Source organism: Microbacterium pratiae (genome assembly GCF_047302165.1).
Classification (GTDB): domain Bacteria; phylum Actinomycetota; class Actinomycetes; order Actinomycetales; family Microbacteriaceae; genus Microbacterium.
In genome coordinates, this window is record NZ_CP154843.1 from 201918 (window position 1) to 214839 (window position 12922).

Genomic DNA, 12922 nt, shown 5'->3' on the forward strand with positions numbered 1-12922 from the left:
CCCTTGACGAATCAGCCTCGCTGAGCGGTATCCGCGCCTCGGGCCGTCGGTCGCAGGCGCACGCGATCGCCGGGACGGGCCTGCGCGAGCCGCATCCTGCCCGTCGCCGTCACGACACCGACGACGGGGTACCCGCCTGTCACGGGCGCGTCCACGCCGAACACGACGGGATGGCCCGCGGGCGGGACCTGGATCGCCCCGGGCACCATTCCCTCACTGGCCAGCTCTTCGACCCGCACGCGTTCGAGGGGCGGCCCCTCCAGGCGGATGCCGACCCGGTCGGCCGCAGCCGACACGAGCCACGTCGCCTCGGCGAGCAGGCGGCGGGACTCGGGCGTGAGCCAGTCCGAACGCGGACCGGGCGTGAAGGGGATGTCGAGGGGGACGGCATCCGTGCCTGCGGACGGCAGGCCCCACGGATGCAGCGGCAGGGCGGGCACGGGCCCGGCGACGTCGTCGCCGACCGGGATGACGTCGCCGGCCCGCAGCGGCGCCGGACCGAGCCCGGACAGCGTGTCGGTCGAACGCGAACCGAGCACCGGGGCGACGTCCCAGCCGCCGCGCACCGCCAAGTAGGCGCGGATGCCCGCGAGGAATCCGTCGAGCCGCAGCTCGGAGCCCGCGGGCCACGCATGCACGACGTACGGGTCGCCGATCCGCCCGTCGATCACGACCGACGCCCAGGCGCCCGTCACGACCACCGTCAGGTCTCGCTCCGCCACGGCCCGGAAGCCCCCGACGGCGACCTCGATCGCCGCCGCCCCGTCGCGATTCCCCAGGAGACGATTGGCGAGCGCCCACGCGGCGGGGTCGGCCGTGCCCGCCGCGCCGACTCCCGCGGCGGCACGCCCCGGGCGGCCGGCATCCTGGATCGTGCTCTGCGGGCCCGGCGCCAGAACCCGGATGCCACGCGGCTCCGCAGCGCGAGCCGAGCGAGCGGACGCCCGCGGCGCCGCGGGCGCCTGCGGCGTGACATTCAGGACCACCTGCGCCGCGGCATCCGATCCCCGGACGCGGCTGCGGGTCGGGGCGAAACGGACGGCCGCACCCGGACTGAGAAGCGCGGGCGGGGCCGCATCCGGGTCGAACAGCGGCGCGTCCGTCGTGCCGATGAGCTGCCAGCCCCCCGGGGTCTCGCGAGGGTAGGCGCCCGAGAAGATGCCCGCGAGGCCGACGGAGCCGGCGGGGACCCGCGTGCGCGGGGACGGGTGACGTGGAACGTCGAGGCCCCAGCCCGCGCCGACCAGATAGCCGAATCCGGGCGCGAAGCCCGTGAACGCGACCGCCCACTCGGTCGCGGCGTGGCGGGCGGCGAGCGCCTCGGGGCTGAAGCCGAGCGCGGCGGCGATCTCGCCGAGGTCGGCTCCGTCGTATCGGATCGGCAGCGTCACGGGCGCGGTGGCGGATGCCGGCGGGCCCGCGGACGTGACCGCGGACGAGACCCAGGCGCGGGTCGCGGCGAGGGGCAGCACGACGGGATCGACGCGGACGAGGACCGTCGCAGCCGCGGGCACGACGTCGACGACGCCCGGCGGCGGGGATGCCGTCAATCGCGCGTGGAGCGCCATCACCTCTGCCAGGTCGGACACCTCGACGAGCACCGCGTCGGGTCCCATCGGCAGCATCCTCACGCCGGCACCCCGGGCCGGGTGCGCCGAGGGCGACCCCGTCTCGATGATCCTCTCGGCGAATCGGGCCCGGCGGTCACCACGGCGAGCGCACCTCGACCCCCGCCGCGTCGAGCGCGGACCGCACCGCGCGAGCCATCGCGACGGCACCGGGGGAATCGCCGTGCACGCAGAGCGACACCGCGTCGGTGCGAACGGCCTCGCCCGAGACGGCGACGACGACCCCCTCGGACGCGAGGCGCAGGGCGCGCTCGGCCACGAGGCTCGGGTCGTCGAGCAGGGCGCCGGGAGCCCCGCGCGGCACGAGCGAGCCGTCGGCGCGGTAGCCGCGATCCAGGAAGGCCTCGAGATGGAACGGCAGGCCGGCATCCGGCGCGGCCGACGCGATCGCACCGCCGAGACCCAGGACCGGGATCGCGCGGCCGAGCTCGGCCGAGAGGTCCGCGACCGCAGCGGCGACGGCTCGCGCGGTCGCGGCATCCTCCGTCGCGGCGTGATAGAGCGCCCCGTGCGGCTTGACGTAACGGATGTCGCCGCCCGCCGCGGCGAGCGCACGCAGTTGCCCGACGACCTGCGGCCGCAACTCGTCGGGATCGACGGCGATCCGCACCCGCCCGAACCCGGCGCGGTCGACATAGGAGGGGTGTGCCCCGACCGCGACGCGGGCGGCAGCGGCCCCGGCGACGGCGGCGCGCATCGATGCGTCGTCGCCGGCATGCCCGCCGCAGGCGATCGACGCGCTCGACACGAGGGCGAACATCGCGGCGTCATCCGCCGTCGCGACGCCGTCGACCGTCTCGCCCAGGTCTGCGTTGAGGTCCATGGATCAACGCTAGCCCGCGTCGCCCTACCCCGCCGCGCCCGCCCCGTCGCCCCCCGCCCGCGCCGTCCCGCCCGCGACGCATCCCGTCCCGCCCGCGCCGCATCCCGTCCATCCCGTCCCGCCCGCGCCGCATCCCGTCCCGCCCGCAGGCTGAGCACCCCCGGCGACCGCAACACGGGCCGTCACGGCACGCCCAGCCTGATAACGGCACCGCGCAGCCCGGCCGCCGCCCTGCCCCAGTCACCACCGGCGGCACTCATCCCGTCCACAGGCTGAGCACCCCCAGCGACCGCAACACGGGCCATCACGGCACGCTCCGCCTGATCACGGCACCTCCCGCCGCACCGCCCAGCCCTGTTCCGTCCCGTCAACAGGCTGAGCACCCCCAGCGACCGGAACACGGGCCATCACGGCACGCCCAGCCTGATCACGGCACCTCCCGCCGCACCGCCCAGCCCTGTTCCGTCCCGTCCACAGGCTGGCCACCCCCAGCGACCGCAACACAGGCCATCACGGTACGCCCAGCCTGATGACGGCACCGCGCAGCCCGCCCACCCCACAGCCTCGGCAGCACATCGGAACCCCGGCCGCCGTTCCGCCCCGGTCACCACCGACGGCGGCACTCGTGCCATTGACAGGCTAAACACCCCTCCAGCCCCTGCGAAGGGCGCCTTGGGTCAGCTCAGCCTGTCCGCGGCACGAGCGCGCCCGGTCCACGACGCGACGCGACACGACGGGCCGGCGTTACGTCGATGTAACGGGTGGGCCCGAGACGGTGCGCTCGGCGGCGCGGGCGGGCAGGATGGGGCAATGGCAGACTCTCCCACTCCCCTGCTGCAGGTGAGCGACATGGCCGTCGACTTCCGCACGCTCGAGGGCCCGGTGCACGCGGTCGAAGGCGTCGACCTCGAGATCTCAGCAGGTGAGACCGTCGCGATCGTCGGTGAATCCGGCTCGGGCAAGTCGACGACGGCGATGGCCGTGATCGGACTCCTCCCCGGCAACGGACGCGTCGTGCGCGGCAGCATCCGCCTCGACGGCCAAGAGCTCGTGGGCGCCCCAGAGAGCACGCTGCGCCGCATCCGCGGCGGGTCGATCGGACTCGTGCCGCAAGATCCGATGTCGAACCTCAACCCGGTCTCGAAGATCGGCACGCAGGTCGCCGAGACCCTGCTGGCCCACGGCCTCGCCACCTCGAAGGACGTCGACGCCAAGGTCATCGAGACCCTCGCCGCGGCAGGACTTCCGGACGCCGCCGAACGCGCCAAGCAGTACCCGCACGAGTTCTCCGGCGGGATGCGGCAGCGCGCGCTCATCGCGATCGGGCTGGCGTGCAACCCGCGGCTGCTCATCGCCGACGAGCCCACGAGCGCGCTCGACGTAACGGTGCAGAAGACGATCCTCGACCAGCTCGGCCGGATGACGGGCGAGCTGGGCACGTCGGTCCTGCTCATCACCCATGACCTCGGTCTCGCGGCCGAGCGCGCGGCCCGCGTCATCGTCATGCATCGCGGGCGGATCGTCGAGCAGGGTCCTGCTCGCCAGATCCTGGAGGACCCGCAGCAGCCCTACACGCAGGCTCTCGTCAAGGCGGCGCCGTCGGTTGCGGCGGTGCGCCTGCGCCCGGAGGCCTACCGTGCGACGCCCGCCCCGGCCGCCATCGCCGCCCCCGCGGCATCCGTCGTCCCGGCGCGGGAGGACGCGGCGCCGGAAGACGCGACACGGGAAGACACGACGCGGCGTGACAACATCGTCGAGATCGAGAACCTGACGAAGCTGTACAAGATCCGCGGGCGCAAGGACGACTTCGCCGCCGTGAGCGACGTCTCGCTCGCGATCCCCCGGGGCGAGACGGTCGCGATCGTCGGCGAGTCCGGGTCGGGCAAGACGACGACGGCACGGATGCTGCTGAAGGTGATCGACCCGACGTCGGGAACGATCCGCTTCGAGGGGCAGGACGTCGCGGGGCTGAAGGGCGCGCAGCTGCGCGAGTTCCGGCAGAAGGTGCAGCCGATCTTCCAGGACCCGTACTCGTCGCTGAACCCCATGTTCACGATCGAGCGGATCATCGCCGAACCGCTCGAGTTCTACAAGCGCGGCACCGCAAAGGACCGCGGCGCGCGTGTGCGGAAGCTGCTCGACGACGTGGCCCTGCCGCAGACCATGCTGCGCCGGTATCCGTCCGAGCTCTCGGGCGGTCAGCGGCAGCGCGTCGCGATCGCGCGGGCTCTGGCGCTGAACCCCGAGCTGATCGTCTGCGACGAGCCCGTGTCGGCCCTCGACGTCCTCGTGCAGGACCAGATCCTCACGCTGCTGCGCGACCTGCAGGGCGAGTACGGGCTGAGCTACCTCTTCATCTCGCACGACCTCGCCGTCGTCCGCCTGATCTCGGACTACGTGTGCGTCATGAAGGACGGCGCTCTCGTCGAGGCCGCCTCGAGCGAAGAGATCTTCACCAACCCGCGCGACCCGTACACGCGGCGGCTGCTTTCGTCGATCCCCGGCAACGAGCTCGAGATCGCGTCCTGACCCGGCCGTCTTGACCCGGCCGTCCTGACCCGGCCGGTCGTGAGCCGACCGCCGGCGATACAGTCGTCGGACCGCCGGGGCTGGTGCGGCCTCCGAAGGCGGATGACGCGACACCAGCCCCAGCCGTCCTGCAGACGTATCGCCAACAGAGGGCCGGGGCCGGGACCGGGGCAGGTCAGCGGGCGCGGGTGCGGGGGTCCATGGCCTCGCGCAACGACTCGCCGAGCAGCGTGAAGCCCAGCGCGGTGATCATGATGCACAGGCCGGGGAGGAACGCGAGCCACGGCGCGATCGCGAGCTCGTTCTGCGCGTAGGTCAGCATGCGGCCCCACTCGGCGGTCGCCGCTCCCCCACCGCCGAGGCCGAGGAACGACAGCGCCGCGGCGTCGATGACGGCGGTGGCGAGGGTGAGCGTCCCCTGGACGATGACGGGCCCGAGGCTGTTGGGCAGCACGTGGCTCATCGTGATCTTGCCGCGGCCGAGGCCGAGGGTCTGCGCCGACAGGATGTAGTCGGCGCTGCGCTGCTGCAGCATCGAGGCCCGCAGCAGTCGCGCGAAGATCGGCACCTGCGAGGCTCCGATGGCGATCATGATCGCGAGCTGCGACTGACCGAGGATCGCCGCGATCGACACGGCGAGCAGCAGGTTGGGAACCGACAGGAGGATGTCGACGAAGCGCATGACGACCGTGTCGACCCAGCCCCCGAACATGCCCGCGATCAGGCCCAGGAGCATGCCGCCCGCGAGACCGAACGCCGTCGAGATCACGCCGATCAGCAGCGAGGCCCGCGCGCCCCAGATGAGCTTCGACAGCACGTCGCCGCCGAAGCGGTCGAGGCCGAGCGGGAATCCGGCGATCTCGCCGGGGCCGGGGATGCGGGTCGGGGTGACCTCCCGCGCGCCGGGGAGGGCCGTCTCGGGGTAGGGCGCGAGCCAGGGCGCGAGGATCGCCACGAGCAGGAACACCAGCACGATGGCGGCACCGATCCAGGCCACCGGGTTGCGGCGCAGCCGCGCGAAGACGTCGTGCCAGAACCCGCCGCCGGTGCGAGCCTCGAGCACCTCGTGCTCGGCGACGGCGGTCGCCGGTCCGTCGCCCGGGGCGGGAGGAAGCGCGTTGGTGCTCATGAGACCCTCACTCTCGGATCGATCAGGCTGTACGAGACATCGACGATGAGGTTGATGAGCGCGTAGATGACGGCGATGAAGAGGATGAACCCCTGCAGCACCGGGAAGTCGCGGGCGCTGATCGCCCGCGCGAGGAACGAGCCGATCCCGGGGAACGCGAAGACCGTCTCGGTGAGGATGGCCCCGGCCAGGAGCAGTCCGACCTGCAGGCCGACGGTCGTGGCGACCGGCAGCATGGCGTTGCGCAGGATGAAGCGGCCGCGGAGGGTCCGGCGGGCGATGCCCTTGGCCCGTCCGGTGCGCACGTAGTCGGAGTTCTGCACCTCGAGCACCGAGGCGCGGGTGATGCGCACGATGATCGCGAGCGGGATCGTCCCGAGCGCCAGCGCCGGGAGGATGAGGTGCAGCACCGCATCCCATGCCGCGTCGAACTCTCCCGTGAGCAGGCCGTCGAGCACGTAGAAGTTCGTGTAGTGCGTCGCGTCGATGCGCGGGTCCTGGCGGCCGTCGGAGGGGAGCCAGCCGAGCTGGACGGCGAAGACGTACTTGAGGATGAACGCCAGGAAGAACACGGGGATCGTGACACCGACGAGGCTCAGCACGACGGCGACGTGGTCGCTGATCTTGCCGTGGTGGCGGGCGGCGAGATAACCGAGCGGGATGCCGATGCCGACGGCGAAGATGAGCGCCGCGATCGAGAGCTCGACCGTCGCCGGGAAGCGACGGAGGAACTCCTCGACGACGGGGCGCCCGGTCTCGATCGACGACCCGAAGTCACCGGTGAGCAGCCGCCCCATGTAGGTGGCGTACTGCTCGAGGATCGGCCGGTTGAAGCCGTACAGCTCATTGATCCGGGCGATGGCATCGGGGGTCGCCTTCTCGCCGAGGAGGGCGACGGCGGGACCGCCGGGCAGGGCGCGGACCCAGAGGAAGAGGAGGATGCTGAGCCCGAGGAGCGTGGGGATCAGCAGAAGCAGCCGTTGGCCGATGGTTCGCAGCAACGCGGAATCTTTCGGTCGAGGAGTGCGGGGCGGGCTCGCGCCCGAGGCGGTCGCCCGCCCCGCGGGGATCAGCGGGTCGTCGTCACTCGGTCAGGACGATGTCCGTGAACACCTCGTCGTTGACCGGGCTGGCCGGGTAGCTCTCGACGCGCGGGTCGAACGCGAGCGTCGGGGCCGGGTGGGCCAGCGGGACACCGGGGATGAACTCGGCGACCTGCTCGTTGATCTGCTCGTACAGCGCGGTCTGCTCCTCGAGGTTCGGCACACCGCGCGCGGCGTTCAGGGCCGCGAACAGGTCGGGGTTGTCGAAGCCCCACTCGGCGGACTGCGCCCCGAAGAAGACGCCGACGAAGTTGTCGGTGTCGTTGTAGTCGCCCGTCCAGCCCAGCAGGTGGATGCCGTGGTCGGCGGTGCCCGTGATCTTGTCGAGGTAGTCGGGGCTCCAGGCATCCGTCTGCGGCGTCAGCTGCACGCCGACCTCGGTGAGCTGCGTCGAGATGACCGTCGCGATCTGCTCGGGGTCGGGCATGTAGGGGCGCGAGACGTTGACCGGGTAGTTGAACGTCAGCGCGAGCGGGTTGGCCTCGGTGTAGCCGGCCTCCGCGAGCAGCGCCTTGGCCTTCTCGGGGTCGTAGTCGTAGGTCGTGACGTCGGGGTTGTAGCCGTTGACGGTGTCGGGCATGAACTGCGTCGCGACCTCGGTGCCCTCGGGGAGCACCTGCGAGATGAGGGCTTCCTTATCGATGGCGTGCGACAGGGCCTCGCGGACGCGCACGTCCTGCAGCTCGGGCTGAGCCTGGTTGAACGCGAGGTAGAGGATCGTGAACGGCGGGCGCGAGACCATCGTGAAGCCGGCCTCTTCGAGCGCGGCGGTGTCGGCGGGGCCGACGAGGTCGTAGCCGTCGATCGATCCGGCCTCGAGCGCCTGACGGCGGGCGGTGGGGTCGTCGATGACGCGGAAGATGATCTTGGTCACCTGTCCCGAGTCGCCCCAGTAGTCGTCATAGGCCGAGAGCGTGAGCTCTTCGCCCGGCGACCACTTGTCGAACTTGTAGGGGCCGGTGCCCGTCGGGTGCCCGGCGCCGTACTCCGAGAGCGACGGTGCCTCCTCGGTGCCGCCGATCTCGTCGGCGCCGTACTCCTCGAGCGCGGTCGGGCTCTGCATCGCGAAGGCGGGCAGCGACAGGGCGGGGATGAAGCCGGCGAACGGCTGCTTCAGCTGAACCGTGGCCTCGAGGTCGGAGTCGGCGGTGCAGGAGTCGAACACGGCGGTGTCGGGGGTGTCGACGTAGCCGCGGAAGAGCTTGCCGTAGTAGTACGACAGGGCCTCGCTGGCAGCCAGGCCGGTCCAGTTGTACCAGCGGTCGAAGTTGGCGCACACCGCTTCGGCGTTGAACGGCGTGCCGTCGTGGAAGGTCACGCCCTCCTTCAGCTGGAACGTGTGGGTCAGTCCGTCGTCCGACGACTCCCAGCTCTCGGCGAGCAGGGGCGCGGGGTCCGCGGTCCCGGGCTCGGTGCCGACGAGGCCCTCGAAGATCTGGCGTGAGACGCGGAAGGTCTCGCCGTCCTGCGCGAATGCGGGGTCGAGGCTGGCCGGGTCAGCGGAGGCGGCGAAGACGAAGGTGCCGTCGACGTCGGTCGCGGCATCCGTTTCACCGTCCCCTCCGCGCTGGCTGGTGCACGCCGAGAGGGCGAGGGCGCCGATGGCGACCGCCGCCAGTCCCGCGAGCGCGCGCTTGCGAGGAGTCGAGAGCATGGGGGTGTCCCTTTCTGAGGTCCGGAGCGGGCCCACCGCGGCGCGCTCCGAGGTAATTGGGTCCGAACCTATACGGGCCGGAGGGTCGAAGTCATTACATCGATGTCTCGATCGTGTTTCGACTGCGCAGACCGGCTCACTCGGGTGCCGACACGTGCCGCTAGCGTTGAGGAATGGCACGAGCGCGCGTCGAGGAGTCCGGTCCGCAGGCACGCCTGTCCGATGGCACGATCGCGCGCATCGTGGCGTCCTCGTTCACGTCGGGCTTCGAGCTCGACGTCGACGGCACACCGCAGTCGCACGTCGACCTCGACGATCCGACGCACCTGCACTTCGAGTACATCGCCCGGATGGCGGCCGTCATCGACCGGCTGCGGATGCCGGGACAGCCGCTCACCGCGGTGCACTTGGGCGCCGGCGCGCTGACCCTCCCGCGCTACATCGCGCACACGCGGCCGGGATCGCGCCAGCAGGTGATCGAGCTCGAGCAGCCGCTCGTCGACCTGGTGCGCGAGGCGCTGCCCCTCCCCCGCGGCGCGCAGGTGCGGGTTCGGATCGGCGACGCCCGGGCCCTCGCCGAGAAGCTTCCCCCGGTCTGACGGGCGCCGCCGATCTCGTCGTCTCCGACGTGTTCGCGGGGGCGCAGACCCCGGCCCACCTGACGACGGTGGAGTACTACCGCTCGCTCGCTCGGCTGCTCGCCCCGACCGGGGTCCTCCTGGTCAACGTCGCCGACGGCGCGGGTCTCGCCTTCGCCCGACGCCAGGTCGCGACGGTGCGCGAGGTGCTCCCCGAGGTGCTGCTGCTCGCCGAGGTGCAGCTGCTGAAGGGGCGGCGCTTCGGCAACATCGTCATCGCGGCGTCGGCATCCCCGCTGCCCTCCGAGTGGCTGCCGCGCCTCATGGCAGCCGGGCCCTTCCCCGCGAAGGTCGCGCAGGGCGCGGAGATCGACGAGTTCGCCCGCGGGGCCCGGGTCTCGACCGACGCCGACGCGACCCCGTCACCCAAGCCATCGGCATCCGTGTTCGAACGCTGACCGGCGCGGCGGGCGGGTGCTTGCGCCGCTTTCGACGAGACTGGGATCCACCGTTCTCGAATCGCGGAGGTGGATGACGGTGGGCTACATCCTCGGGTACGACCCGGACACGCTGCGGGAGATCGTCGACCCGGAGCAGTGCGCAGAGCGCCTGGCCGAGATCGGCGAGCAGCGCAGCCTGCCCGCGCTCCTCGAGCGCGTCTGGCTGCTGAAGGTGCTCGACCGGCTCGATGAGGCCCTCGTCCTGGCCGAACAGGCCGTCCGGGTGGCCCGCATGGCGGGAACGCGCAAGGATCTGCTGCGGGCCCGCGTGCTGCACGCGACCATCCTGCAGAATCGCGGCGCGTTCGCCGCGGCCATCCAGGAGCTGACGACCTGCGCGGAGGAGGCGGAGGGTCAGAACTGGCCGCTGCTCGCCGCTTTCGCGTATCAGCACCGCGGCAAGGTGTCCTACGACGCGGAGGAGTACTCCGACGCTCGCACCGACTTCAAGCGGGCCCTGTTCCTGCGACAGGAGGGCGGCGCGCCCGAAGAGCAGCTCGAGTCGACCCTGCTGGCCGTCGACGCCGCCGAACGGCGCCGCTCGCGCTCGAGCGTGGCGAGCTGAACACCGACCGCTGTCGCACCCCGCACGTAGCGTCGACCGTATGAGCGATCTCGATCGGGTCCGGGTCTGGGCCGAGGCGCTGATCGGAGCGCACCTCGACGACTCGTGGACGTTCCGGTTCGACAACGCCAAACGTCGCGCGGGCCAGTGCGACTACACGCGCCGCTGCATCAGCGTCTCGCGCTACCTCGCCGCACGATTCGACGACGACGAGAACCACCAGACCCTTCTGCACGAGGTCGCCCATGCGATCGCCGGACCGGCGGCCGGCCACGGCCGCGACTGGCTGCGCACCGCCCGCGAACTCGGCTATGTCGGCGGCACGACCCATCGCGGCGAGACGGCCGTCGAGCTGGCGCCGTGGGTCGGCCACTGTCCCGCCGGTCATGTCGCCTACCGCCACCGCCGTCCCACGCGGGCGGCGTCGTGCCGGATGTGCGCCTCGTCGTACGACGAGCGCCACCTCTTCCGGTGGGTGCGGCGCGAGATCTCGCCCGCCGACCGCCGCGCCGCCGCGACGCCCCGCTGAGGGGGCTGCTGGGAGGGTGCACGAACTCCTCAGTTCCGGTCGCCGAGCCCTCGGATCCGGCCGCTGCGGGTTCGAGACCCGCAGATTTTGAGGAGTTGGCGTCAGGCGGCGGTGAAGACCCCGTCGCGGAGCACGGGAGCGACCGGGTCGACCCCGATCTGCGCGGCGGCGAGCGCGTCGTCGCGCAGCCCGCGCTCGAGCAGCTCCTGGCCCGAACCGCTCGCCGTGAGCAGATGCCGGACGGCGCCGCCGAGGCCGCGGAACGACTCGCACGCCGCGGCGGCCTCGGGCGAGGTGTGGTCGATGCCGAGCCGCGACAGCGCATCGACGACAGCACCGGTGCCCAGCAGATCCTCGACGGCGAAGCGCAGCTCGGGCTCGCCCGCCGAGTCCGCGAGCTCGCCCGCGGCGATCACCGCGATGCTCGTACGGGCGCCGCGTCGCTGCTGCTCCGCGAGCACCGCGGCCGCGACCGCGTCGGCATTCCGCAGGCAGCCGAGCAGCACGACGGATCCGGATGCCGCTGCGGCGATCACCGCGCCGTTGCGCGAGGCCGCACGCGCGGCGTCGTCGAGCGCGACGCTCTCCCCCGCGGCGACGCGGGCCGAGACGGTCGACGAGAAGCGCAGCACGTCGACCACGACGACGACGTCGGCGGGAGCCACCCGGCGAAGACCGGCGATTCCCCAGTCGAGACGCACCTGGTAGCGGGACTGGTCGAACGGCGAGGATGCGGCGGGCGACGGCATCCGATCAGCCTACGACGGGGCAGACTGGGGACATGCGCATCCTCCAGAAGCTCGTGCTCGACTGCGACGCCGACGCCGCCTGGCGTGCCCTCCACTCGCCCCGAGCGCTTGCCGAGCTGTACGCGCCGCTCATGGGACTCGAGCCCCTCGCCGCCGAGGGGATGCCGACGTCGCTCGAACCGGGCGCCGATGTGCCCGTCCAGCTGTCGGCCCTGGGCGTGCCGGTCGGGCGTCAGCTGATCCACGTGTCGAACCGCGCGGTCGAGGAACGCCGGCCCGGGGCGACGGATGCCTCGACCGTGCGGATCCTGCGCGACAGCGGCATCCCCCTCACCGGCCCGCTTTCCGTGCTCGACGTCTGGGACCACCAGATGGCCGTCTCGCCGGCACCGGGCGACCCCTCCCGCACGCTGTGGCGCGAGCGCCTGGTCATCGGCGGTCTCGCCGCTCCCGCCCTGTGGCCCATGCTGTGGGCGACGTGGCAGTGGCGTTCGACGCGGCTGCGTCAGGTCGCGCCGACCTGGGCGTACGACCCCGAAGGCGATCCCGCGCCCGCGTCGTGACCGCCGTCGTCGTGCGTCGGGCGGTGCCCGCCGATGCTGCGGCGATCGCGCGCGTTCACGTCGGCGGCTGGCACGAGGCGTACACCGGACGGATGCCGCAGAGCATCCTCGACCGGCTCGACGTCGACCGTCTGACGCGGGTGCGGCGCGAACTACTCGGGCACGAGCAGCGGATCGGCGACCGGCAGTCGTCGGGTGGGGCCTCGACCGACCAGGTCCTCGAACCCGCTCACGACCTCGGGCGCACGTGGGTCGCCGTGACGTCCGGAACGATCGTGGGCTTCGCGGTCAGCGGCGCGTCCCGCGACGACCCGCCCGCGGCGCCGCTCGAGCTGTACGCGATCTACGTCCGTGCCGCCCACTACGGGACGGGCGCAGGACAGGCGCTGCTGGATGCCGCGCTCGGCGACGAGCCCGCGTCGCTGTGGGTGCTCACGGACAACCCGCGCGCCCGCGCCTTCTACGCGCGCAACGGATTCCGACCCGACGGCGTCGCGAAGGACGACACCGGCTGGGGCGAGACCATCAGCGAGGTCCGGCTCGTCCGCGGATGAGGAACGAGCCGGACCCGG

General features: G+C 72.4%; 11 protein-coding genes and 1 pseudogene. 6 read left to right on the plus strand and 6 right to left on the minus strand.

Annotated elements, in window-relative coordinates:
* Nucleotides 1-11 precede the first annotated feature (11 nt).
* Entirely contained in the window at nucleotides 12-1616 is a 1605-nt protein-coding gene (locus AA0Y20_RS00930; protein ID WP_412936670.1) for a 5-oxoprolinase/urea amidolyase family protein, read from the minus strand.
* A gap of 88 nt (nucleotides 1617-1704) precedes the next feature.
* Nucleotides 1705-2451 carry a 5-oxoprolinase subunit PxpA gene (gene pxpA / locus AA0Y20_RS00935; protein ID WP_412936672.1) on the minus strand — a complete coding sequence of 249 codons (747 nt, stop codon included), beginning with the start codon at nucleotides 2449-2451 and terminating at the stop codon, nucleotides 1705-1707.
* Nucleotides 2452-3261: 810 nt separating this feature from the next.
* Here pxpA and AA0Y20_RS00940 point away from each other — a divergent pair.
* Nucleotides 3262-4980 (plus strand): ABC transporter ATP-binding protein, encoded by a 1719-nt coding sequence (locus AA0Y20_RS00940; protein WP_412936674.1) that lies wholly within the window; start codon nucleotides 3262-3264, stop codon nucleotides 4978-4980.
* A 175-nt stretch (nucleotides 4981-5155) separates the two neighbouring features.
* On the opposite strand, the gene AA0Y20_RS00945 is transcribed toward AA0Y20_RS00940, so the two are convergent.
* The 3 genes from AA0Y20_RS00945 to AA0Y20_RS00955 form a co-directional block, all read right to left on the minus strand.
* Nucleotides 5156-6109 (minus strand): ABC transporter permease, encoded by a 954-nt coding sequence (locus AA0Y20_RS00945; protein WP_412936676.1) that lies wholly within the window; start codon nucleotides 6107-6109, stop codon nucleotides 5156-5158.
* Nucleotides 6106-7110 (minus strand): ABC transporter permease, encoded by a 1005-nt coding sequence (locus tag AA0Y20_RS00950; RefSeq protein WP_412936678.1) that lies wholly within the window; start codon nucleotides 7108-7110, stop codon nucleotides 6106-6108. Before AA0Y20_RS00950 ends, AA0Y20_RS00945 begins: the two co-directional genes overlap by 4 nt.
* A gap of 82 nt (nucleotides 7111-7192) precedes the next feature.
* Nucleotides 7193-8866 carry an ABC transporter substrate-binding protein gene (locus AA0Y20_RS00955; RefSeq protein ID WP_413331849.1) on the minus strand — a complete coding sequence of 558 codons (1674 nt, stop codon included), beginning with the start codon at nucleotides 8864-8866 and terminating at the stop codon, nucleotides 7193-7195.
* A 173-nt stretch (nucleotides 8867-9039) separates the two neighbouring features.
* Here AA0Y20_RS00955 and AA0Y20_RS00960 point away from each other — a divergent pair.
* The 3 genes and pseudogenes from AA0Y20_RS00960 to AA0Y20_RS00970 all read left to right on the plus strand — a co-directional run bounded on the left by AA0Y20_RS00960 (nucleotide 9040) and on the right by AA0Y20_RS00970 (nucleotide 11038).
* Nucleotides 9040-9902, plus strand: a pseudogene (locus AA0Y20_RS00960) (spermidine synthase).
* Between the two features lie 79 nt (nucleotides 9903-9981).
* Nucleotides 9982-10509 (plus strand): hypothetical protein, encoded by a 528-nt coding sequence (locus AA0Y20_RS00965; protein WP_412939677.1) that lies wholly within the window; start codon nucleotides 9982-9984, stop codon nucleotides 10507-10509.
* Nucleotides 10510-10549: 40 nt separating this feature from the next.
* Nucleotides 10550-11038, plus strand: a complete 489-nt coding sequence (locus tag AA0Y20_RS00970) for a SprT-like domain-containing protein (RefSeq protein WP_412936683.1) — start codon at nucleotides 10550-10552, stop codon at nucleotides 11036-11038.
* A 101-nt stretch (nucleotides 11039-11139) separates the two neighbouring features.
* Here the strand turns inward: AA0Y20_RS00970 and AA0Y20_RS00975 are convergent, their stop codons facing one another.
* Nucleotides 11140-11787 (minus strand): 2-phosphosulfolactate phosphatase, encoded by a 648-nt coding sequence (locus AA0Y20_RS00975; protein WP_412936685.1) that lies wholly within the window; start codon nucleotides 11785-11787, stop codon nucleotides 11140-11142.
* 32 nt (nucleotides 11788-11819) lie between these two features.
* Here AA0Y20_RS00975 and AA0Y20_RS00980 point away from each other — a divergent pair, with 32 nt between their 5' ends.
* Nucleotides 11820-12350, plus strand: coding sequence for a hypothetical protein (locus tag AA0Y20_RS00980; protein ID WP_412936687.1), 531 nt, complete (start codon nucleotides 11820-11822; stop codon nucleotides 12348-12350).
* On the plus strand, nucleotides 12347-12904 hold the full coding sequence (locus AA0Y20_RS00985; protein WP_412936688.1) for an N-acetyltransferase family protein: 558 nt from the start codon (nucleotides 12347-12349) through the stop codon (nucleotides 12902-12904). Before AA0Y20_RS00980 ends, AA0Y20_RS00985 begins: the two co-directional genes overlap by 4 nt.
* Nucleotides 12905-12922 lie beyond the last annotated feature (18 nt).